The following is a 22693-nucleotide window of genomic DNA, read 5'->3' on the forward strand; positions in this document are numbered from 1 at the left end:
ACCTGCCTTTGTAGTGCTCACACAGATTGTCTGATGAAAAACAACAGTAAAAATCTCTGCAGGCTTGTAGCTCAGGTGGTTAGAGCGCACCCCTGATAAGGGTGAGGTCGGTGGTTCAAGTCCACTCAGGCCTACCAAATTTTTGCTGATGCTGCGTTGCGGCGACACTCACATACTTCAGTATGCTTCGTGTCACCACGCCTTGCCTCAACAAAAATTACCGGTACAGAGGTTGGCAAAACGATGGGGCTATAGCTCAGCTGGGAGAGCGCCTGCTTTGCACGCAGGAGGTCTGCGGTTCGATCCCGCATAGCTCCACCATCTTTTACTGCAAACACAAGAAAACTTCAGAGTGAACCTGAAAAGGTGCACTGCGAAGTTTTGCTCTTTAAAAATCTGGATCAAGCTGAAAATTGAAACGACACACATGTTATGTGTGTTCGAGTCTCTCAAATTTTCGCAATTTGATGATGAATCGAAAGAAACATCTTCGGGTTGTGAGGTTAAGCGACTAAGCGTACACGGTGGATGCCCTGGCAGTCAGAGGCGATGAAGGACGTGCTAATCTGCGAAAAGCGCCGGCGAGGTGATATGAACCTTTGACCCGGCGATGTCCGAATGGGGAAACCCAGTGTGTTCCGACACACTATCGTTAACTGAATACATAGGTTAACGAGGCGAACCGGGGGAACTGAAACATCTAAGTACCCCGAGGAAAAGAAATCAACCGAGATTCCCCCAGTAGCGGCGAGCGAACGGGGAGCAGCCCAGAGTCTGAATCAGCTTGTGTGTTAGTGGAACGGTCTGGAAAGTCCGGCGATACAGGGTGATAGCCCCGTACACGAAAGCACACAGGTTGTGAACTCGAAGAGTAGGGCGGGACACGTGGTATCCTGTCTGAATATGGGGGGACCATCCTCCAAGGCTAAATACTCCTGACTGACCGATAGTGAACCAGTACCGTGAGGGAAAGGCGAAAAGAACCCCGGCGAGGGGAGTGAAAAAGAACCTGAAACCGTGTACGTACAAGCAGTGGGAGCACCTTCGTGGTGTGACTGCGTACCTTTTGTATAATGGGTCAGCGACTTATATTCTGTAGCAAGGTTAACCGTATAGGGGAGCCGAAGGGAAACCGAGTCTTAACTGGGCGTTAAGTTGCAGGGTATAGACCCGAAACCCGGTGATCTAGCCATGGGCAGGTTGAAGGTTGGGTAACACTAACTGGAGGACCGAACCGACTAATGTTGAAAAATTAGCGGATGACTTGTGGCTGGGGGTGAAAGGCCAATCAAACCGGGAGATAGCTGGTTCTCCCCGAAAGCTATTTAGGTAGCGCCTCGTGAATTCATCTTCGGGGGTAGAGCACTGTTTCGGCTAGGGGGCCATCCCGGCTTACCAACCCGATGCAAACTACGAATACCGAAGAATGTTATCACGGGAGACACACGGCGGGTGCTAACGTCCGTCGTGAAGAGGGAAACAACCCAGACCGCCAGCTAAGGTCCCAAAGTCATGGTTAAGTGGGAAACGATGTGGGAAGGCACAGACAGCCAGGATGTTGGCTTAGAAGCAGCCATCATTTAAAGAAAGCGTAATAGCTCACTGGTCGAGTCGGCCTGCGCGGAAGATGTAACGGGGCTAAACCATGCACCGAAGCTGCGGCAGCGACGCTTATGCGTTGTTGGGTAGGGGAGCGTTCTGTAAGCCGTTGAAGGTGTGCTGTGAGGCATGCTGGAGGTATCAGAAGTGCGAATGCTGACATAAGTAACGATAATGCGGGTGAAAAGCCCGCACGCCGGAAGACCAAGGGTTCCTGTCCAACGTTAATCGGGGCAGGGTGAGTCGACCCCTAAGGCGAGGCCGAAAGGCGTAGTCGATGGGAAACAGGTTAATATTCCTGTACTTGGTGTTACTGCGAAGGGGGGACGGAGAAGGCTATGTTAGCCGGGCGACGGTTGTCCCGGTTTAAGCATGTAGGCGGGAGTTTTAGGTAAATCCGGAACTCTTCTAACGCTGAGGTGTGATGACGAGGCACTACGGTGCTGAAGTAACAAATGCCCTGCTTCCAGGAAAAGCCTCTAAGCATCAGGTAACATCAAATCGTACCCCAAACCGACACAGGTGGTCAGGTAGAGAATACCAAGGCGCTTGAGAGAACTCGGGTGAAGGAACTAGGCAAAATGGTGCCGTAACTTCGGGAGAAGGCACGCTGATATGTAGGTGAAGCCCCTGCGGGTGGAGCTGAAATCAGTCGAAGATACCAGCTGGCTGCAACTGTTTATTAAAAACACAGCACTGTGCAAACACGAAAGTGGACGTATACGGTGTGACGCCTGCCCGGTGCCGGAAGGTTAATTGATGGGGTTAGCGGCAACGCGAAGCTCTTGATCGAAGCCCCGGTAAACGGCGGCCGTAACTATAACGGTCCTAAGGTAGCGAAATTCCTTGTCGGGTAAGTTCCGACCTGCACGAATGGCGTAATGATGGCCAGGCTGTCTCCACCCGAGACTCAGTGAAATTGAACTCGCTGTGAAGATGCAGTGTACCCGCGGCAAGACGGAAAGACCCCGTGAACCTTTACTATAGCTTGACACTGAACACTGGTCCTTGATGTGTAGGATAGGTGGGAGGCTTTGAAGCGTGGACGCCAGTCTGCGTGGAGCCGCCCTTGAAATACCACCCTTTAATGGCTGGTGTTCTAACGTAGACCCGTAATCCGGGTTGCGGACAGTGTCTGGTGGGTAGTTTGACTGGGGCGGTCTCCTCCCAAAGAGTAACGGAGGAGCACGAAGGTTAGCTAATCCTGGTCGGACATCAGGAGGTTAGTGCAATGGCATAAGCTAGCTTGACTGCGAGAGTGACGGCTCGAGCAGGTGCGAAAGCAGGTCATAGTGATCCGGTGGTTCTGAATGGAAGGGCCATCGCTCAACGGATAAAAGGTACTCCGGGGATAACAGGCTGATACCGCCCAAGAGTTCATATCGACGGCGGTGTTTGGCACCTCGATGTCGGCTCATCACATCCTGGGGCTGAAGTAGGTCCCAAGGGTATGGCTGTTCGCCATTTAAAGTGGTACGCGAGCTGGGTTTAGAACGTCGTGAGACAGTTCGGTCCCTATCTGCCGTGGGCGCTGGAGAATTGAGGGGGGCTGCTCCTAGTACGAGAGGACCGGAGTGGACGCATCACTGGTGTTCGGGTTGTCATGCCAATGGCATTGCCCGGTAGCTAAATGCGGAAAAGATAAGTGCTGAAAGCATCTAAGCACGAAACTTGCCCCGAGATGAGTTCTCCCTGACCCTTTAAGGGTCCTGAAGGAACGTTGAAGACTACGACGTTGATAGGTCGGGTGTGTAAGCGCAGCGATGCGTTGAGCTAACCGATACTAATGAACCGTGAGGCTTAACCTTACAACGCCGAAGCTGTTTCGGCGGACGAGAGACAGAAGATTTTCAGCTTTGATACAGATTAACAGAATTTGCCTGGCGGCTTTAGCGCGGTGGTCCCACCTGACCCCATGCCGAACTCAGAAGTGAAACGCCGTAGCGCCGATGGTAGTGTGGGGTCTCCCCATGTGAGAGTAGGGAACTGCCAGGCATCAAATTAAGTAGTAAGCCGGTGCATAAATCCGGTGGTTACAAGCAGTCTTCGGTGGAGCGGTAGTTCAGTCGGTTAGAATACCTGCCTGTCACGCAGGGGGTCGCGGGTTCGAGTCCCGTCCGTTCCGCCACTTATTAAGACATTAAGCCTGCCTTCCTGGCAGGCTTAATGGCAAAAAACTTTAGGGGCGTAGCTCAGTTGGTAGAGCACCGGTCTCCAAAACCGGGTGTCGCGAGTTCGAGTCTCTCCGCCCCTGCCATATAGAATCCTTTGCTTCGGCAAAGGATTTTTTTTGCCTGAAACACGGCAGAAAACACTCTTCTTAATTTTCAGCCAGCATTTCTGCTGGCTGATGTATCAATCCATTACGTTGATTTTTAACAGATCTTTTATCTGCGATTGCTTATCACTGTTTTGCAGCCAAATCGCATACAGCGGCCTGGTAAGCGTGGTGGAATCCATCACTGTGTGCAGCCCGGCTTTAGTGTCTGCCCAGCGAACGGGTAACCAGGTACAACCTTTCAGCAGGGACAGCTGCTGACAGGCGATCTCTGCAGAGCTGGTCGTTAACTGCGGAACATCATCAGGTGCAATCAATCCCGTCTCGTGCTGCTGAAAATCCGGCCCCCATTCCAGGCGCAAATAGGTCAGGTCTGCCTTCATCATCGAAGGTTCTGAGGCGTAAAGTGCCAGGCCAAACTGCCCCACAATCTGGCTGCTAAATTCGTCCATCTTGGGTGCTTCGGTGGTGATCAGAAGATCAAGCTGGCGCTCATGAAGTTGCTTAACCAGCGACTGCCGTTGTGCAATTCTGGCCTCAAATTGCAGGTGCCCGTGTGAGTGATATAGCCGGGTAAGCCACTGACTTAGCATGCATTCCCACAGAGAAGCGCTGGCCCCTATCGAGAACTCATTATGCCTCGAAGTATGTGCCACCTCTTTACGTGCCGCCTGCCAGGTATTCATCAGCGTTTCTGCGTACGGCAGCAGTTTCTCGCCGGCAGGCGTTAAGCGAATATTGTTACGATGGCGGGTAAAAAGATTCACACCCAATTGATTTTCCAGCTGTCGAATACGAAAACTGACTGCTGACTGCGTCAGGTAAAGGGCTTCAGCTGCTCGCCCAAAGTGGCGTGTTCTGCTCACTTCAAGGAAAGTTTTAAGCAATTCCGTATCCACATCTTTCTCCGCAAAATTATTTGTCGTTATGATTTAAATGTTTTGTTTTACACTCTGTCAAGCGTAACTAATACTCCGCGCCATAAATAGCTCGGCCAAAGAATTAGGAGCGTGTAGGATGGCGGAAAGCTTTACGACGACTAATCGTTTTTTCGACAATAAACATTATCCGCGCGGGTTCTCTCGTCACGGCGATTTCACCATCAAAGAAGCTCAACTGCTTGAGCGCCATGGTTATGCCTTTAACGAGCTGGATCTTGGGAAGCGTGAACCTGCTACCGAAGACGAAAAACAGTTTGTTTCTGTTTGCCGTGGTGAGCGTGAGCCGGAGTCTGAAGCGGAACGTGTATGGATCAAGTACATGGCGCGCATTAAGCGTCCAAAGCGCTTCCATACGCTGTCTGGCGGCAAGCCGCAGATGGAAGGTGCAGAAGACTACACCGAGTCTGATGACTAGAATGAAGAGAAGGGGCTACGGCCCCTTTTTTTATGCCAGCAATTTCTGCAAATGCAGCAGTAAACGATCGATAGCGCGGTAGCTCAGCGCCTCCTGCAAATGTTTCCTCTCAATGTCAGTGCATCCCTCCACGTCAGCAATGGTTCTGGCCACTTTCAACAAACGCTGCCACGCACGTATGGACAGCCCGAACCGCGTCAACGTCTCCTCCAGCCATCCCGCATCCTCGACGTTAAGAGAACAGAACTGTCGGATCCCGGCATTATCCAGCCGCGCATTCAGCCTGTTCTGACGAGCGTACTGCCGCGTCTGGGCTGCAATCACCCGCTCGCGTACATCCGCTGAGCTTTCACCCGTTATACCCGTTTGCCTGAGCAGACCCGGCGGGGGAAGGGGGATTTCGAGGGATAAATCGAAACGGTCGAGGAACGGGCCGGATAACTTACCCAGATAGCGTAACGTCTGCTCTGGCGTACAGCGGTTATGGTTGCCCTGGTAGTGACCCGTCGGGCTGGGATTCATCGCCGCGACCAGCTGAAACCGCGCGGGATAGCTTATTTTGGCTCGCGTACGTGAGATATGTATCTCGCCGGATTCAATGGGCTCCCTCAGTGCATCCAGCACGCGGCGCTCAAACTCCGGCAGCTCATCAAGAAACAGAATGCCATTGTGTGCCAGCGAGATCTCTCCCGGCCCGGGGATAGACCCTCCGCCGACCATTGCCGTCAGTGAAGCGCTATGGTGCGGGGAACGAAAAGGACGACGGCGCCACTGTTTTTGCAACGACGTCGAACTGATAAGGCTGTATATGGCGGCGCTTTCCAGCGCTTCATGATTATTAAGCGGTGGAAGCAACCCACTCAACCTGCTTGCCAGCATTGTTTTACCCGTACCCGGCGGACCAATTAACAAAAGGTTGTGTCCACCTGCAGCCGTAATCTCCAGCGCCCGTTTCCCTTGCTCTTGCCCCATAATCTCGCTGAGATCCTCTGGAGCATCCGCTATAGCATCATCACATTCCTCCGGCTCGGACAGTTCATGTCGCCCTTCCAGCCAGGCACAAACTTCCTGTAAATGCCCCGCGATGAGGCACCCCTTCTCGGCGATAAGACTCACTTCTGATGCGTTTTCATTGGCGACAATGATTTGCCGCCCTGCACGTATGGCTTCCAGCGCTCCCGATATCGCCCCGGGAACGCCTCTTAACGCGCCTGTAAGCGCGAGTTCGCCAACGAACTCATACGAGCCTAGCCGTGTCGTATTAAGCTGCTCAGAAGCCGCGAGAAGGGCAATTGCGATAGGTAAATCGTATCGTCCCCCCTCTTTAGGCAGGTCGGCGGGAGCAAGGTTGATGGTGATCTTCTTCGCGGGGAAGGCATAACCGCTATTTATTATTGCGCTGCGTACGCGATCCCTGGCCTCCTTAACCGTCGTTTCAGGTAACCCGACAAGCGTGAGTCCGGGGAGTCCGTTACTCAAATGAACCTCGACGGAAATAAGCGGTGCCTTTACCCCGAGAGCCGCACGCGTATAAACAACTGACAGTGACATTTGCACTACCTCCTGGGGTAACTATGCCAGTGCCTGTTTTGTCTGTTTAGCGTCATTTTGCGAATTTACGCCGCCTGTTCAGAGATTTTAAGCGCACACTGAAACCATTGCATAACCGTGGAAGCCTCCTCGCAGAATGTAAAAAACCCCGTTTTGACGCTTAAAACCGCAGTAAAAAAATGAAAAATATTCATTTTCTATTTTCCTCATATAAAACAACGATTTTAAGAAATATGATTTGCTGGCTAATCAAATGAGCCATAAATAAATCTTGTGTTTGTTTTGAATTCTGTGATAACTCTTTAGGTATTCCTTCGAACAAGATGCAGAAAGAACTGAAAATGACAGCCCTTCTACGAGTGATTAGCCTGGTCGTGATTAGCGTGGTGGTGATTATTATCCCACCGTGCGGGGCTGCACTTGGACGAGGAAAGGCTTAGAAATCAAGCCTTAACGAACTAAGACCCCCGCACCGAAAGGTCCGGGGGTTTTTTTATGACTAAAAAACGTAAATGAGGAGCAGAGCATGACGGCTAGCACAAAATTCTGTTTCTCCCGATTTATGACGGGGAACTAACTATGAATGGGGCACAGTGGGTAGTACATGCGTTGCGCGCGCAGGGAGTCGAAACAGTATTCGGTTATCCGGGTGGCGCAATTATGCCGATTTACGATGCACTGTATGACGGCGGCGTGGAACATCTCTTGTGCCGGCACGAGCAGGGTGCAGCGATGGCTGCCATTGGTTACGCCCGTGCCACGGGCAAAACCGGTGTCTGCATGGCCACTTCAGGCCCGGGCGCAACTAACCTCATCACTGGCCTGGCTGACGCGCTGCTGGATTCCGTTCCCGTTGTCGCCATCACCGGGCAGGTGGCGTCTCCGTTCATCGGTACCGATGCTTTCCAGGAAGTCGACGTCCTCGGTTTATCGCTGGCCTGCACCAAACACAGCTTCCTCGTTCAGTCTCTGGAAGAGCTGCCGCGCGTAATGGCAGAAGCGTTCGAAGTGGCAAGTTCCGGCCGTCCTGGTCCGGTTCTGGTCGATATCCCGAAAGATATCCAGGTGGCGCTTGGCGATCTGGAACCGCACTTCTCTACCGTTGAAAGCGACGATGCGTTTCCGGATGCGGAAGTGGAAGAGGCCCGTCAGATGCTGGCGCAGGCGAAACAGCCGATGCTGTACGTCGGCGGTGGCGTCGGCATGGCGCAGGCCGTTCCAGCCCTGCGCGAATTTATCGCAACAACGCAGATGCCAGCGACCTGCACGCTGAAAGGTCTCGGTGCTGTCGATGCGGATTATCCATACTATCTGGGCATGCTGGGGATGCACGGCACCAAAGCGGCAAACCTGGCGGTGCAGGAGTGCGATCTGCTCATCGCCGTAGGTGCCCGTTTTGACGACCGCGTTACCGGCAAGCTGAATACCTTTGCGCCGAACGCCAAAGTCATCCATATGGATATCGACCCGGCGGAGATGAACAAGCTGCGCCAGGCGCACGTTGCGCTGCAGGGCGATCTCAACGCGCTGTTACCGGCATTGCAGCAGCCGCTGGAAATCAACGCATGGCGTCAGCACACCGCAGACATGCGCGCCGAGCACGCCTGGCGTTACGACCACCCCGGCGAGGCCATCTACGCGCCGCTGCTGTTGAAGCAGTTGTCCGACCGTAAACCGGCTGACAGTGTCGTCACTACCGACGTAGGCCAGCACCAGATGTGGTCCGCGCAGCACATGACCTACACCCGCCCGGAAAATTTCATCACCTCCAGCGGGTTAGGGACGATGGGCTTCGGTCTGCCAGCAGCCGTTGGCGCACAGGTTGCCCGCCCGAACGATACCGTTATCTGTATCTCCGGTGACGGCTCCTTCATGATGAACGTTCAGGAGCTGGGCACCGTTAAGCGTAAGCGGTTGCCGCTGAAAATCGTCTTGCTCGACAACCAGCGTTTAGGGATGGTTCGCCAGTGGCAGCAGCTGTTCTTCCAGGAGCGTTACAGCGAAACGACGCTCACCGACAACCCCGATTTCCTCACCCTGGCCAGCGCCTTCGGCATCCCTGGCCAGCACATCACCCGTAAAGATCAGGTTGAAGCGGCGCTCGACACCATGCTGAACAGCGATGGGCCTTACCTGCTTCATGTCTCAATCGACGAACTCGAGAACGTCTGGCCGTTGGTACCGCCTGGTGCCAGTAACTCACAAATGATGGAGAAATTATCATGATGCAGCATCAGGTCGCCGTACAGGCTCGCTTCAACCCGGAAACCTTAGAACGCGTTTTGCGTGTGGTGCGTCATCGTGGTTTTCAGATTTGCTCTATGAATATGGAAACGGCCACAGACGCTCAGAACATCAGTATCGAATTAACCGTTGCCAGCCCGCGGCCGGTCGACTTACTGTTTAGTCAGTTATCAAAGCTGGTAGACGTTGCCCATGTTGCCATCTGCCAGAGCACAACCACATCACAACAAATCCGCGCTTGAGCGTGACAGGACGAAAAAATGACGACAAAAAAAGCTGATTACATTTGGTTCAACGGTGAGATGGTTCGCTGGGAGGACGCGAAGGTCCACGTGATGTCCCACGCGCTGCACTACGGTACCTCCGTATTTGAAGGCATCCGCTGCTACGATTCTCACAAAGGGCCAGTGGTGTTCCGCCATCGCGAACACATGCAGCGTCTGCATGACTCAGCCAAAATTTATCGTTTTCCGGTTTCTCAAAGCGTCGACGAGCTGATGGAAGCCTGTCGCGACGTGATCCGTAAAAACAACCTGACCAGCGCCTATATTCGTCCGCTGGTGTTCGTGGGCGACGTCGGCATGGGCGTGAACCCGCCAGCCGGTTATAACACCGATGTGATCATTGCCGCGTTCCCATGGGGTGCCTACCTGGGTGCAGAAGCCCTGGAGCAGGGGATCGACGCAATGGTCTCTTCCTGGAACCGCGTGGCGCCAAACACCATCCCGACCGCCGCGAAAGCAGGCGGTAACTACCTTTCTTCCCTGCTGGTCGGTAGCGAAGCGCGCCGCCACGGCTATCAGGAAGGTATCGCCCTGGACGTGAACGGCTACATCTCTGAAGGCGCGGGCGAAAACCTGTTTGAAGTGAAAGACGGTATTCTGTTCACGCCGCCGTTTACCTCGTCCGCGCTGCCGGGCATCACCCGTGACGCCATCATCAAGCTGGCGAAAGATCTGGGTATCGAAGTGCGCGAGCAGGTGCTGTCCCGCGAATCCCTGTATCTGGCCGATGAAGTGTTCATGTCCGGTACCGCGGCTGAAATCACGCCGGTGCGCAGCGTAGACGGTATCCAGGTGGGCGAAGGCCGCTGTGGCCCGGTCACCAAACGCATTCAGCAAGCGTTCTTTGGCCTCTTCACCGGCGAGACAGAAGATAAATACGGCTGGTTGGATCAGGTTAATCACTAAGCATAAATTTGGGACGGCACGCACCGTCCCATTAAATAGTCAGACGGGAGTAAATAAAGCATGCCTAAGTATCGTTCAGCCACCACCACCCACGGCCGTAATATGGCGGGTGCCCGCGCACTGTGGCGCGCCACCGGAATGACCGACGCCGATTTCGGCAAGCCGATTATCGCCGTGGTGAACTCCTTCACCCAGTTCGTACCGGGCCACGTGCACCTGCGCGATCTCGGCAAACTGGTTGCCGAGCAAATCGAAGCCTCCGGCGGCGTGGCGAAAGAGTTCAACACCATTGCGGTGGATGACGGTATCGCGATGGGCCACGGGGGCATGCTCTATTCACTGCCGTCGCGCGAGCTGATCGCCGACTCGGTTGAGTACATGGTTAACGCCCACTGCGCCGATGCGATGGTCTGCATCTCCAACTGTGACAAAATCACCCCGGGGATGCTGATGGCCTCCCTGCGCCTGAATATTCCGGTGATCTTCGTCTCCGGCGGTCCAATGGAAGCGGGGAAAACCAAGCTCTCCGACAAAATCATCAAGCTCGACCTGGTTGATGCGATGATCCAGGGCGCGGACCCGAAAGTCTCTGACGAGCAGAGTGACCAGGTGGAACGCTCCGCGTGTCCGACCTGCGGCTCCTGTTCCGGTATGTTCACGGCGAACTCCATGAACTGCTTGACCGAAGCGCTGGGCCTTTCTCAGCCGGGTAACGGCTCGCTGCTGGCGACCCACGCCGACCGTAAGCAACTGTTCCTCAATGCCGGTAAGCGCATCGTTGAGCTGACCAAACGCTACTACGAGCAGGACGACGCCAGCGCGCTGCCGCGCAACATCGCCAGCAAGGCCGCGTTCGAAAACGCCATGACGCTGGATATCGCCATGGGCGGCTCCACCAACACCGTTCTGCACCTGCTGGCCGCCGCGCAGGAAGCCGAAATCGACTTCACCATGAACGACATCGACAAGCTGTCCCGCAAGGTGCCGCAGCTGTGTAAGGTCGCACCGAGTACCCAGAAATATCATATGGAAGACGTACACCGCGCGGGCGGCGTGCTGGGCATTCTGGGCGAGCTGGATCGCGCCGGGCTGCTGAACCGTGACGTGAAAAACGTGCTTGGCCTGACGCTGCCTGAGTCGCTGGACCAGTACGACGTGATGCTGACCAAAGACGACGCGGTGAAAAAGATGTTCCGTGCGGGTCCAGCGGGTATTCGTACCACCCAGGCGTTCTCGCAGGACTGCCGCTGGGATACCCTGGACGATGACCGCGCCGAAGGCTGCATCCGCTCGCTGGAACACGCCTACAGCAAAGACGGCGGTCTGGCCGTGCTGTACGGTAACTTTGCGGAAAACGGCTGCATCGTGAAAACCGCAGGCGTGGATGACAGCATCCTGAAATTCACCGGTCCGGCGAAGGTGTACGAAAGCCAGGATGAAGCGGTAGACGCGATCCTCGGCGGTAAAGTGGTGGAAGGCGACGTGGTTGTCATCCGTTATGAAGGGCCGAAAGGCGGCCCGGGCATGCAGGAGATGCTCTACCCAACCACCTTCCTGAAATCGATGGGCCTCGGTAAAGCCTGCGCGCTGATCACCGACGGGCGTTTCTCCGGCGGCACCTCTGGTCTCTCCATCGGCCACGTTTCACCGGAAGCGGCAAGCGGCGGCAACATTGCCATCATCGAAGACGGCGACCTGATCGAAATCGACATTCCGAATCGCGGCATTCAGCTCAAGCTGAGCGACCAGGAAATTGCGGCCCGTCGTGAAGCGCAGGAAGCCCGCGGCGACAAAGCCTGGACGCCGAAAGACCGCCAGCGTGAAGTCTCCTTCGCCCTGCGCGCCTACGCGAGCCTTGCCACCAGTGCAGATAAAGGCGCGGTGCGCGATAAATCTAAACTTGGGGGCTAATGATGGCCGAGTCACAACCCTTATCCGCCGCCCCCGAGGGGGCGGAATACCTGAGAGCGGTGCTGCGCGCGCCGGTCTATGAAGCCGTGCAGGTTACGCCCCTGCAGAAAATGGAAAAACTCTCTTCGCGCCTCGACAACGTGATCCTGGTCAAGCGCGAAGACCGTCAGCCGGTGCACAGCTTCAAGCTGCGCGGCGCCTACGCGATGATGGCCGGGCTGACCGACGAGCAGAAAGCGCGCGGCGTGATTACCGCCTCGGCGGGCAACCACGCCCAGGGCGTGGCGTTCTCGTCTGCCCGTCTGGGGCTGAAAGCGCTGATCGTGATGCCGGTCGCAACCGCGGACATCAAAGTCGATGCGGTACGCGGTTTCGGCGGCGAAGTGCTGCTCCACGGGGCTAACTTCGACGAAGCAAAAGCCAAAGCGATCGAGCTGGCGCAGCAGCAGGGTTTCACCTGGGTGCCTCCGTTCGACCACCCAATGGTGATTGCCGGGCAGGGGACGCTGGCGCTTGAACTGCTGCAGCAGGATGCCCATCTCGACCGCGTCTTCGTACCGGTGGGCGGCGGCGGCCTGGCCGCGGGCGTGGCGGTGCTGATCAAACAGCTGATGCCGCAGATTAAAGTCATCGCCGTTGAAGCGGAAGACTCTGCCTGCCTGAAGGCGGCGCTGGATGCGGGTCACCCGGTAGATCTGCCGCGCGTCGGGCTGTTTGCCGAGGGCGTGGCGGTGAAGCGCATTGGGGATGAAACCTTCCGCCTGTGCCAGGAATATCTCGACGATATCGTCACGGTGGATAGCGATGCCATCTGCGCGGCGATGAAAGATCTGTTCGAGGATGTGCGCGCGGTGGCGGAACCTTCCGGCGCGCTGGCGCTGGCGGGGATGAAAAAATACATCGCGCAGCACAACATTCGCGGCGAGCGGCTGGCGCACGTGCTGTCTGGTGCCAACGTGAATTTCCACGGTCTGCGCTACGTTTCCGAGCGCTGCGAGCTGGGGGAACAGCGGGAAGCGCTGCTGGCGGTGACGATTCCGGAAGAGAAGGGCAGCTTCCTGAAGTTCTGTCAGCTGCTGGGCGGTCGTTCGGTGACGGAGTTTAACTACCGTTTTGCCGATGCCAAAGACGCCTGTATTTTTGTCGGCGTGCGCCTGAGCCGCGGCGTGGAGGAGCGCAAAGAGATCCTCAACCTGCTGCATGAGGGCGGCTACAGCGTGGTCGATCTCTCTGACGACGAGATGGCGAAGCTGCACGTGCGCTACATGGTCGGCGGGCGTCCATCGAAGCCGCTCAGGGAACGTCTGTTCAGCTTCGAGTTCCCGGAATCGCCGGGCGCGCTGCTCAAGTTCCTGCACACGCTGGGCACGCACTGGAACATCTCTCTGTTCCACTACCGCAGCCACGGCACCGACTACGGCCGCGTGCTGGCGGCGTTTGAACTGGGCGAGCACGAGCCGGATTTCGAAACGCGGCTGAACGAGCTTGGCTATGAGTGTCACGACGAAACCCATAACCCGGCCTTCCGCTTCTTCCTCGCGGGCTAAGGGTTGAGCTGCGTGTAGGCCGGGTAAGCGCAGCGCCACCCGGCTTTAGTGGTTCGGCAATATCTGCCAGAACGCATCAATAAGCGGCTCATGCAGCCGCTTTTTTTGTGCGCACACGCCAAGCTCAAACGGCGTCTTCTCGTCGCTGCGCTCCAGAATCATCACGCGATTGCGCACCGGCTCCGGGCTATTTTCCAGCACCACTTCCGGCAGCAACGCCACGCCGCAGCCGAGCGCCACCATCGACACCATCGCCTCATGGCCGCTGACCGTGGCGTAAATCGACGGGTTGCTGATTTTCTGACGGCGGAACCATAGCTCAATGCGGCGGCGCACCGGTCCCTGATCGGCCATGATAAACGGCACCGTGGACCAGTCCGGTTTTTCCACCAATACCTGGTTACGCACCGGGCAGGGCAGCGCCGGGGCAATCAGCACCACCGCCAGGTTCTCCAGCATTGAGAATGCCACCGCGCCCGGCAGGGTTTCAGGTTTCCCGGCAATGGCGAGATCTGCTTCACCCGTCACCACTTTTTCCATTGCGTCGGAGGCGTCGCCGGTCGTGAGCTTAATTTCAACCGACGGATGCGCCGCGCGGAAGCGGTCGAGAATCGGCGGCAGATGGCTATAGGCGGCGGTCACGGAGCAGAAAATATGCAGCTCGCCGGAAAGTGACGGCCCCTGCTGGTCAATCGAATGCCGCAGCTGCTGGTACTGCAACAGCGTCTGCTGAGCAAAAATGCGCAGTTCTTCACCTGCTTCCGTGAGGGTGACGGTGCGGTTGTCGCGCACGAACAGCGGCTGGCCGAGGTCTTCCTCAAGGCGCTGGATCTGGCGTGAAAGCGTGGAGGGGCTAACGTGCATCGCCCGGGCGCTGCGGCCAAAATGGCGGCTTTCCGCCAGGTGCAGGAACATTTTCAGATCGCGTAAATCCACCGATTCCACTCCCTCTTTTTATATTGCAAAAATTGCAACGTGATGTTGTGAATATATCAATTTCCGCAATAAATTTCCTGTTGTAATGTGGGTACATTCTCGCTGAAACGCGAACCGAACAATAAGACACACAACATCACGAGGTATCACCCATGGCTAACTACTTTAATACACTGAACTTGCGCCAGCAGCTGGCGCAGCTGGGCAAATGCCGCTTCATGGCGCGCGACGAATTTGCCGATGGCGCGAGCTACCTTCAGGGTAAAAAAGTGGTCATCGTCGGCTGTGGTGCACAGGGTCTGAACCAGGGCCTGAACATGCGTGACTCCGGTCTGGATATCTCCTACGCCCTTCGTAAAGAAGCGATTGCTGAGAAGCGTGCTTCCTGGCGCAAAGCGACCGAAAACGGCTTCAAAGTGGGTACCTACGAAGAGCTGATCCCGCAGGCGGATCTGGTGGTTAACCTGACCCCGGACAAGCAGCACTCTGATGTTGTGCGTTCCGTACAGCCGCTGATGAAAGACGGCGCCGCGCTGGGTTACTCCCACGGCTTCAACATCGTTGAAGTGGGTGAGCAGATCCGTAAAGACATCACCGTAGTGATGGTGGCACCGAAGTGTCCGGGTACGGAAGTGCGCGAAGAGTACAAACGTGGCTTCGGCGTGCCGACGCTTATCGCAGTTCACCCGGAAAACGATCCAAAAGGCGAAGGTATGGCGATTGCCAAAGCATGGGCAGCGGCGACCGGCGGCCACCGTGCGGGCGTTCTGGAATCGTCCTTCGTTGCCGAAGTGAAATCTGACCTGATGGGCGAGCAAACTATTCTGTGCGGTATGCTGCAGGCCGGTTCTCTGCTGTGCTTCGACAAGCTGGTGGAAGAAGGTACTGACCCGGCCTACGCGGAAAAACTGATTCAGTTCGGCTGGGAAACCATCACCGAAGCGCTGAAGCAGGGTGGTATTACGCTGATGATGGACCGTCTGTCCAACCCGGCAAAACTGCGTGCTTACGCGCTGTCTGAACAGCTGAAAACCATCATGGCGCCGTTGTTCCAGAAACACATGGACGACATCATCTCCGGCGAATTCTCTTCCGGCATGATGGCGGACTGGGCAAACGACGATAAAAACCTGCTGACCTGGCGTGAAGAGACCGGTAAAACCGCGTTCGAAACCGCACCACAGTATGAAGGTAAAATCGGCGAGCAGGAGTACTTCGATAAAGGCGTACTGATGATCGCGATGGTGAAAGCAGGCGTTGAGCTGGCGTTCGAAACCATGGTGGATTCCGGCATCATCGAAGAGTCTGCGTACTACGAATCTCTGCACGAGCTGCCGCTGATCGCGAACACCATCGCTCGTAAGCGTCTGTACGAAATGAACGTGGTGATCTCTGATACCGCAGAATACGGTAACTACCTGTTCTCTTACGCCTGCGTACCGCTGCTGAAAGAGTTTATGACCACTCTGCAGACGGGCGATCTGGGCAAAGCGATTGCGGAAGGTGCCGTGGATAACGCGCAGCTGCGCGATGTGAACGAAGCGATTCGCAGCCACCAGATCGAGAAAGTGGGCCACAAACTGCGTGGCTACATGACCGATATGAAGCGTATCGCGGTAGCGGGCTAACAGCCTTGTCGGGTGGCGCTTCGCTTACCCGACCTACAAAACCGCACGATGTAGGCCGGGTAAGGCGTAGCCGCCACCCGGCTTTTTTAATTGCGATACAGAACCTTAATAATGTGATACCCGAACTGGGTATGCAGCGGGCCGGTTGGCTCCAGCACCGGGCAGGAGAACACCACTTTATCGAACGCTGGAACCATCTGACCCTGGCGGAACTCACCCAGATCGCCGCCGCGTTTGCCTGACGGGCAGATGGAGTGCTTCTTAGCCAGCTTGCCGAAGTCGGCACCGTTTTTAATCTGCTCCAGAAGATCTAAAGCCAGTTTCTCTTCTTTAACGAGAATGTGCACTGCTGCTGCTGTTTTTGCCATGATCGTGCCTTGAATAGGTTGAAATAAATCGGGGCGCAATATACCACGCGTCAGCGGCGATAAAGCACCTTAATGATATGGTAGCCAAATTTGGTTTTTACCGGGCCGTAGGGCTTCAGAAGCGGGCAGCTAAAGACCGCCTGATCGAACGGGCCGACCATCGCACCTTGTTGAAACTCGCCGAGATCCCCGCCATTGCGTCCGGACGGGCATTTAGAGTAACGCTTCGCCAGATGATCAAAGCTGATGCCGCGCTCCAGCTTGGTCAGGATCTCCTGGGCCAGTTTCTCTTCTTTTACCAGAATATGCAGGGCTGCTGCGGTCTTTTTCATGGTTCTGCTCTACGGGTTAAACGCGATTTCTCCACTTTATCATTAGCCGGTAAATCTGCGCCCGGCTTTCTGCTACAATCCACACCCCGTTCGAAGATTGAGCAACACTCCCATGCGTTTAAACCCTGGACAACAACAAGCGGTCGAATTCGTTACTGGACCATGCCTGGTGCTGGCAGGGGCCGGTTCGGGTAAAACCCGCGTGATCACCAACAAAATCGCCCATCTGATCCACAACTGCGGGTATCAGGCGCGACACATTGCGGCGGTCACCTTTACCAATAAAGCGGCGCGCGAGATGAAAGAGCGTGTCGGACAGACGCTGGGCCGTAAAGAGGCGCGCGGCCTGATGATCTCCACCTTCCACACGCTGGGTCTGGATATCATCAAACGCGAGTATGCGGCGCTGGGAATGAAGTCCAACTTCTCGCTCTTCGATGATACCGATCAGGTGGCGCTGCTCAAAGAGCTCACCGAGGGGCTGATCGAAGATGACAAAGTGCTGTTGCAGCAGCTGATCTCGACGATCTCGAACTGGAAAAACGATCTGATGACGCCAGCCCAGGCCGCGGCGATCGCCAAAGGTGAACGGGATCGGATCTTCGCCCACTGCTACGGTCTGTACGATGCGCATATGAAAGCGTGCAACGTGCTGGACTTTGACGACCTGATCCTGCTGCCCACGCTGCTGCTGCAGCGCAATGAAGAAGTGCGCGAGCGCTGGCAGAATAAAATCCGCTACCTGCTGGTGGATGAATATCAGGACACCAACACCAGCCAGTACGAGCTGGTGAAGCTGCTGGTGGGGCAGCGCGCGCGTTTCACCGTGGTAGGCGACGACGACCAGTCGATTTACTCCTGGCGCGGTGCGCGCCCGCAAAACCTGGTGCTGCTGAGCAAAGATTTCCCCGCCCTGCAGGTGATTAAGCTGGAGCAAAACTACCGCTCCTCCGGGCGTATCCTGAAGGCAGCAAACATCCTGATTGCCAATAACCCGCACGTATTTGAGAAGCGTCTCTTCTCCGAACTGGGCTACGGCACGGAGCTGAAAGTGCTCAGCGCCAACAATGAGGATCATGAAGCGGAGCGCGTGACGGGCGAGCTCATCGCTCACCACTTCGTCAACAAAACCGAATATAAGGATTATGCGATCCTCTATCGCGGCAATCACCAGTCGCGCGTCTTTGAAAAGATGCTGATGCAGAACCGCATTCCGTACAAAATCTCGGGTGGCATGTCGTTCTTCTCACGACCAGAAATCAAAGATCTGCTGGCCTATCTGCGCGTGCTCACTAACCCGGATGATGACAGCGCGTTTCTGCGCATCGTGAATACGCCAAAACGCGAGATTGGCCCGGCGACGCTGCAAAAGCTCGGCGAGTGGGCGATGACCCGCAACAAAAGTATGTTTACCGCCAGCTTCGACATGGGGCTAAGCCAGACGTTAACCGGGCGCGGGTATGACTCGTTAACCCGCTTCACCCACTGGCTCGGTGAAGTGCAGCGTCTCGCGGAGCGCGAGCCGGTGGCGGCAGTGCGCGATCTCATTCACGGCATCGACTATGAGTCCTGGCTGTATGAAACCTCAGCCAGCCCGAAGGCGGCTGAGATGCGCATGAAAAACGTTAACCAGCTCTTCAGCTGGATGACCGAAATGCTGGAGGGCTCTGAAATCGACGAGCCAATGACCCTGACGCAGGTGGTCACCCGCTTTACCCTGCGCGACATGATGGAGCGCGGCGAGAGCGAGGAAGAGGCCGATCAGGTTCAGCTGATGACGCTGCATGCGTCCAAAGGGCTGGAGTTCCCGTATGTGTATCTGGTCGGCATGGAAGAGGGATTGTTGCCGCACCAGAGCAGCATTGATGAAGACAACGTCGACGAGGAACGCCGTCTGGCCTACGTGGGGATCACCCGCGCGCAGAAAGAGCTGACGTTCACGCTGTGTAAAGAGCGCCGCCAGTATGGTGAACTGGTTCGCCCGGAGCCGAGTCGTTTCCTGCTGGAACTGCCGCAGGATGACGTGATCTGGGAACAGGAGCGCAAAGTGATTACCGCAGAAGAGCGGATGCACAAGGGGCAGGCCAACGTGGCAAACATCCGCGCCATGCTGGCAAAAGCCAAAGAGAAAGGATAAGTCCGAAGGGCTTGTAGGCCGGGTAAGCGCAGCGCCACCCGGCATTTTTCACTCTCTTATTTTACTTCCAACACCCAGTGCACATAGCTCTGCCACTGGCACTCCTGCTCGATCATCTCTGCACCTAACGGGTGACGATCAATCCAGTTCTCCGGGAGCGTCAGCGAAAGCTTCTCGTCATCGGCCACCAGATTAATGGCGGGCAGCAAATCATCGCGGCGGCGGCTGGCAAACAGGATCGCCAGACGCAGCAGGCGGCACATATGCTCGGCCACGCGCGGCGGTACGGCGTTTTGCTGATGCAAAGAGGAGAGATCGACGGCATTGGTCTGGTTCAGCAGCAGCGTTGCCAGCAATTTTTTCTGCGCGGGTGTATAGCCCGGTAAATCAAGGTTTCGCACCAGATACGCTGCATGAGACGGTGCCTGCTTAAAATCAATGCTCAGCCCGACTTCATGGAGCGCGCAGGCGCTTAGCAATAAATCCCGGCTCAGATGATCAAGATCCCAGACGTTAGCGACCCGATCGGCGAAGCGTGACGCCAGCTGCGATACGCGTCCTGCCTGATCGATATCAACCAGAAAACGACGCTGCACGTTGCGCAGGGTACGGCTGCGGATATCCTGATCGACCGACAGATGCAACATCCCGTAGACCAGACCTTCGCGCAGCGCGCCGCCGGCCAGGGTCATACACTGGATGTTCAGCTCGGTGAAAATGGCGATAAGAATGGCCAGCCCGCTCGGGAAGACCAGCGCGCGTTCCAGCGTCAGGCCTTCAATTTCCAGCTCTTCCAGGCGTCCGCACTGAATAGCGCGCTGTTTCAACTGCTGAAGTTTGGCAAGCGTAATCCGCTCGTCCATTCCCTGCGCCATCATGATTTCCTGCAGAGCCTGCACGGTACCCGAGGCACCCACGCAGACTTTCCAGCCGTGATAGCGCAGCTCGTCCATCACCGGGCGTAACACTTCGCGCGCGGCGTTTTCTGCCTCGTCGAAGTTCTCTTTACCCAGGTTCCGATCGGTAAAGTAGCGCTCAAGCCAGGTCACGCAGCCCATCGACAGGCTGAACAGCGACGTTGCCTGCGCGCCGGTGCCGGTCACAAGCTCGGTACTGGCACCGCCAATATCCACTACCAGGCGACGATCGTCACCCCCCGTGGTGTGTGCAACACCCTGATAAATCAGGCGAGCCTCTTCTTCACCGCTGATAACCTGAACCGGACAACCGAGAATTTCCTGCGCTCTGGCAATAAAATCCACGGCGTTAACCGCCAGGCGGAGTGTCGCAGTGGCGACCACGGTGATTTGGGCATGCGGGATATCCTGCAGACGCTCGGCAAAGAGTCGCAGACACTGCCAGCCACGTTCCATGGCTTCAGGTGAGAGGTGATTGTCACTGCTCAGGCCCGCCGCGAGGCGGACCTTGCGCTTGATGCGCGTCAGCGTTTGTATGCTTCCCGCCACCTCGCGCACAACCAGCATATGAAAACTATTCGAACCGAGATCAATTGCCGCATAAAGCGAGGTGGAGCTGAGCATATTTTTTAACCTGAACGACGACGATTACGCGGTGCGCCGCCTGAACGACGCGGACCATTGCCGGAGCGTGGGCGGGTTAGACGCTTAGGCGGCGGCAGTTCGCTTAACAGCGCTTCCGGATTGTATTTGCTCTGCGGAATAGAGTGACCGATATAAGTCTCAATGGCTGGAAGATTCAGCGCATACTCTTCACACGCAAGGCTAATCGAGTGACCGCTTGCGCCCGCACGACCGGTACGACCGATACGGTGTACGTAGTCTTCGCAGTCGTCTGGCAGATCGTAGTTAAAGACGTGCGTCACGGCCGGAATGTGCAGACCACGAGCAGCAACGTCGGTTGCGACCAGAATATCGAGATCGCCACGGGTAAATTCTTCAAGAATACGCAGGCGTTTCTTCTGCGCCACGTCGCCGGTCAGCAGGCCAACACGGTGACCGTCTGCAGCCAGATGGCCCCAGATGTCTTCACAACGGTGTTTGGTGTTCGCGAAGATAATGGCGCGATCTGGCCACTCTTCTTCGATCAGCGTTTGCAGCAGACGCATTTTCTCTTCATTGGAAGGATAGAAGAGCTCTTCTTTAATGCGGTGACCCGTTTTCTGCTCAGGTTCCACTTCTACATATTCGGCGTTGTTCATCTGTTCGAACGCCAGTTCGCGAACGCGGTAGGAGAGGGTTGCAGAGAACAGCATATTCAGACGCTGATTGGCCGGAGGCATACGGCGGAACAGCCAGCGGATGTCTTTAATGAAGCCCAGATCGTACATGCGGTCAGCTTCATCGAGCACCACAACCTGGATTGCGCCGAGGTTGATGTGGTTCTGTTTAGCGTAGTCGATAAGACGACCGGTGGTACCGATCAGGATATCCACACCGCTTTCCAGCACTTTCAGCTGTTTATCGTAGCCGTCGCCGCCATAGGCCAGGCCAAGTTTCAGGCCGGTAGACTGCGCCAGAGGTTCAGCGTCTGCGTGGATCTGTACCGCCAGTTCTCGCGTCGGGGCCATAATTAGCGCGCGCGGCTGGTTAACTTTGCGGTCTGCAATCGCTGGGTGAGAAAGTAAATAATGAAACGTTGACGTTAAAAACGCCATCGTTTTGCCGGTACCGGTTTGCGCCTGCCCGGCAACATCGCGACCGGCCAGCGTCAGCGGCAGCGCGAGGGCCTGAATGGGCGTGCAGTTATGAAACCCTTTATTTTCAAGGGCTTCAATCACCTTCGGGTGCAGCGCGAAGTCGGAAAACTTCTGTTCTGTTAAATGTGTTTTGCTCATAGTGTGGTAGAATATCAGCTTACTATTGCTTTACGAAAGCGTATCCGGTGAAATAAAGTCAACCTTTAGTTGGTTAATGCGACATCAACACGTCGTTGGTGGAGACAAAACCAACGTACCAGGCTTATTCCTGTGGAGTTATATATGAGCGATAAAATTATTCACCTGACTGACGACAGTTTTGACACGGACGTACTTAAGGCTGACGGGCTGATCCTCGTCGATTTCTGGGCTGAATGGTGTGGTCCTTGCAAAATGATCGCCCCGATTCTGGATGAGATCGCCGACGAATATCAGGGCAAACTGACCGTTGCCAAGCTGAACATCGACCAGAACCCGGGCACCGCACCAAAATACGGTATCCGTGGCATTCCGACCCTGCTGCTGTTCAAAAACGGCGAAGTGGCGGCGACCAAAGTGGGCGCGCTGTCCAAAGGTCAACTGAAAGAGTTCCTGGACGCTAACCTGGCGTAAGGTTTCTCCGCTGTGCGTTCAGAGCTCCCGGCTAAATGATGTGGAACTCTGGACGCCCGGCTTAAGTCGTGCTAAGTTAGCTATGACTTCGTTTTAAACATATCTTGTTGTTTGAATCTTGTTTTACCCGATACTTCCCGTTGTTAACATGAACAGTGCGTGAAGTGGCTAAATTCCGGGCTTGTCACTCAATCCGTCTTGTCGTTTCAGTTCTGCGTTCTTTCCCTGTGACCAGACAGCGAACAGACATGAGTTGATGGCCGCTAAACAGGCATGGATGACCCTGCCATACCATTCACAACATTAAGTTCGAGAATCACCCCGAGT

The 22693-nt window shown here is 55.7% G+C and carries 18 protein-coding genes, 4 tRNA genes and 2 rRNA genes; 17 read left to right on the forward strand and 7 right to left on the reverse strand.

The genetic code is table 11. The features are described 5' to 3' along the window. Window positions 1-60 precede the first annotated feature (60 nt). The 6 genes from NQ230_RS01035 to NQ230_RS01060 all read left to right on the forward strand — a co-directional run bounded on the left by NQ230_RS01035 (window position 61) and on the right by NQ230_RS01060 (window position 3856). Window positions 61-137: transfer RNA gene (locus NQ230_RS01035), tRNA-Ile, on the forward strand. A gap of 108 nt (window positions 138-245) precedes the next feature. Beyond that, window positions 246-321: transfer RNA gene (locus tag NQ230_RS01040), tRNA-Ala, on the forward strand. Window positions 322-501: 180 nt separating this feature from the next. Continuing rightward, window positions 502-3407, forward strand: a 23S ribosomal RNA gene (locus NQ230_RS01045). 71 nt (window positions 3408-3478) lie between these two features. After that, a 5S ribosomal RNA gene (gene rrf, locus NQ230_RS01050) occupies window positions 3479-3594 on the forward strand. Window positions 3595-3650: 56 nt separating this feature from the next. Continuing rightward, window positions 3651-3727, forward strand: a tRNA-Asp gene (locus tag NQ230_RS01055). A 53-nt stretch (window positions 3728-3780) separates the two neighbouring features. Beyond that, a tRNA-Trp gene (locus tag NQ230_RS01060) sits at window positions 3781-3856 on the forward strand. A gap of 98 nt (window positions 3857-3954) precedes the next feature. Here NQ230_RS01060 and hdfR read toward each other — a convergent pair. After that, window positions 3955-4776 carry an HTH-type transcriptional regulator HdfR gene (gene hdfR / locus NQ230_RS01065; protein ID WP_029739573.1) on the reverse strand — a complete coding sequence of 274 codons (822 nt, stop codon included), beginning with the start codon at window positions 4774-4776 and terminating at the stop codon, window positions 3955-3957. 118 nt (window positions 4777-4894) lie between these two features. Here hdfR and NQ230_RS01070 point away from each other — a divergent pair, with 118 nt between their 5' ends. After that, on the forward strand, window positions 4895-5233 hold the full coding sequence (locus tag NQ230_RS01070) for a MaoP family protein (RefSeq protein ID WP_023309658.1): 339 nt from the start codon (window positions 4895-4897) through the stop codon (window positions 5231-5233). 30 nt (window positions 5234-5263) lie between these two features. On the opposite strand, the gene NQ230_RS01075 is transcribed toward NQ230_RS01070, so the two are convergent. Continuing rightward, window positions 5264-6784: a YifB family Mg chelatase-like AAA ATPase gene (locus NQ230_RS01075; RefSeq protein ID WP_159515126.1), complete on the reverse strand. Its 1521-nt coding sequence runs from the start codon at window positions 6782-6784 to the stop codon at window positions 5264-5266. 341 nt (window positions 6785-7125) lie between these two features. Between NQ230_RS01075 and ilvL the strand changes: the two genes are divergently transcribed. From ilvL to ilvA, 7 genes are all read left to right on the forward strand, one after another. After that, window positions 7126-7224: an ilv operon leader peptide gene (gene ilvL / locus NQ230_RS01080; protein ID WP_001311244.1), complete on the forward strand. Its 99-nt coding sequence runs from the start codon at window positions 7126-7128 to the stop codon at window positions 7222-7224. Window positions 7225-7310: 86 nt separating this feature from the next. Continuing rightward, window positions 7311-7361, forward strand: a complete 51-nt coding sequence (ilvX, locus tag NQ230_RS01085) for a peptide IlvX (RefSeq protein ID WP_193941730.1) — start codon at window positions 7311-7313, stop codon at window positions 7359-7361. A gap of 2 nt (window positions 7362-7363) precedes the next feature. After that, a complete protein-coding gene (gene ilvG / locus NQ230_RS01090) occupies window positions 7364-9010 on the forward strand; it encodes an acetolactate synthase 2 catalytic subunit (protein ID WP_193941726.1) in 1647 nt (548 codons plus the stop codon). Further along, complete coding sequence (gene ilvM / locus NQ230_RS01095; protein WP_003860184.1) at window positions 9007-9270, forward strand: acetolactate synthase 2 small subunit; 264 nt, start codon at window positions 9007-9009, stop codon at window positions 9268-9270. The genes ilvG and ilvM overlap by 4 nt, the downstream gene beginning before the upstream one ends. A gap of 18 nt (window positions 9271-9288) precedes the next feature. Beyond that, complete coding sequence (gene ilvE / locus NQ230_RS01100) at window positions 9289-10218, forward strand: branched-chain-amino-acid transaminase (protein ID WP_023326297.1); 930 nt, start codon at window positions 9289-9291, stop codon at window positions 10216-10218. A gap of 60 nt (window positions 10219-10278) precedes the next feature. Further along, window positions 10279-12129: a dihydroxy-acid dehydratase gene (ilvD, locus tag NQ230_RS01105; RefSeq protein WP_159515124.1), complete on the forward strand. Its 1851-nt coding sequence runs from the start codon at window positions 10279-10281 to the stop codon at window positions 12127-12129. Between the two features lie 2 nt (window positions 12130-12131). Then, window positions 12132-13676: a threonine ammonia-lyase, biosynthetic gene (ilvA, locus tag NQ230_RS01110; protein ID WP_024907958.1), complete on the forward strand. Its 1545-nt coding sequence runs from the start codon at window positions 12132-12134 to the stop codon at window positions 13674-13676. Between the two features lie 45 nt (window positions 13677-13721). On the opposite strand, the gene ilvY is transcribed toward ilvA, so the two are convergent. Further along, window positions 13722-14612, reverse strand: a complete 891-nt coding sequence (gene ilvY / locus NQ230_RS01115) for an HTH-type transcriptional activator IlvY (RefSeq protein ID WP_257259610.1) — start codon at window positions 14610-14612, stop codon at window positions 13722-13724. 152 nt (window positions 14613-14764) lie between these two features. Here ilvY and ilvC point away from each other — a divergent pair, with 152 nt between their 5' ends. After that, window positions 14765-16240 (forward strand): ketol-acid reductoisomerase, encoded by a 1476-nt coding sequence (ilvC, locus tag NQ230_RS01120; protein WP_023333828.1) that lies wholly within the window; start codon window positions 14765-14767, stop codon window positions 16238-16240. 86 nt (window positions 16241-16326) lie between these two features. Here the strand turns inward: ilvC and ppiC (NQ230_RS01125) are convergent, their stop codons facing one another. Together ppiC (NQ230_RS01125) and ppiC (NQ230_RS01130) are read right to left on the reverse strand one after the other, a co-directional pair. Further along, window positions 16327-16608 (reverse strand): peptidylprolyl isomerase PpiC, encoded by a 282-nt coding sequence (gene ppiC / locus NQ230_RS01125; protein ID WP_003017999.1) that lies wholly within the window; start codon window positions 16606-16608, stop codon window positions 16327-16329. Window positions 16609-16658: 50 nt separating this feature from the next. Continuing rightward, window positions 16659-16940 (reverse strand): peptidylprolyl isomerase PpiC, encoded by a 282-nt coding sequence (gene ppiC, locus NQ230_RS01130; protein WP_059311514.1) that lies wholly within the window; start codon window positions 16938-16940, stop codon window positions 16659-16661. A gap of 112 nt (window positions 16941-17052) precedes the next feature. Here ppiC (NQ230_RS01130) and rep point away from each other — a divergent pair, with 112 nt between their 5' ends. Continuing rightward, a complete protein-coding gene (gene rep / locus NQ230_RS01135; RefSeq protein WP_257259613.1) occupies window positions 17053-19077 on the forward strand; it encodes a DNA helicase Rep in 2025 nt (674 codons plus the stop codon). Between the two features lie 56 nt (window positions 19078-19133). Here rep and gppA read toward each other — a convergent pair whose 3' ends face one another. Then, window positions 19134-20618: a guanosine-5'-triphosphate,3'-diphosphate diphosphatase gene (gene gppA, locus NQ230_RS01140; protein ID WP_121423337.1), complete on the reverse strand. Its 1485-nt coding sequence runs from the start codon at window positions 20616-20618 to the stop codon at window positions 19134-19136. 5 nt (window positions 20619-20623) lie between these two features. After that, complete coding sequence (rhlB, locus tag NQ230_RS01145; protein WP_023309646.1) at window positions 20624-21892, reverse strand: ATP-dependent RNA helicase RhlB; 1269 nt, start codon at window positions 21890-21892, stop codon at window positions 20624-20626. A gap of 144 nt (window positions 21893-22036) precedes the next feature. On the opposite strand from rhlB, the gene trxA reads away from it, so the two are divergent. Beyond that, complete coding sequence (trxA, locus tag NQ230_RS01150) at window positions 22037-22366, forward strand: thioredoxin TrxA (protein ID WP_006179218.1); 330 nt, start codon at window positions 22037-22039, stop codon at window positions 22364-22366. Window positions 22367-22693 lie beyond the last annotated feature (327 nt).

Source organism: Enterobacter asburiae, from assembly GCF_024599655.1.
In the GTDB taxonomy this organism is placed as follows: Bacteria; Pseudomonadota; Gammaproteobacteria; order Enterobacterales; family Enterobacteriaceae; genus Enterobacter; species Enterobacter asburiae_D.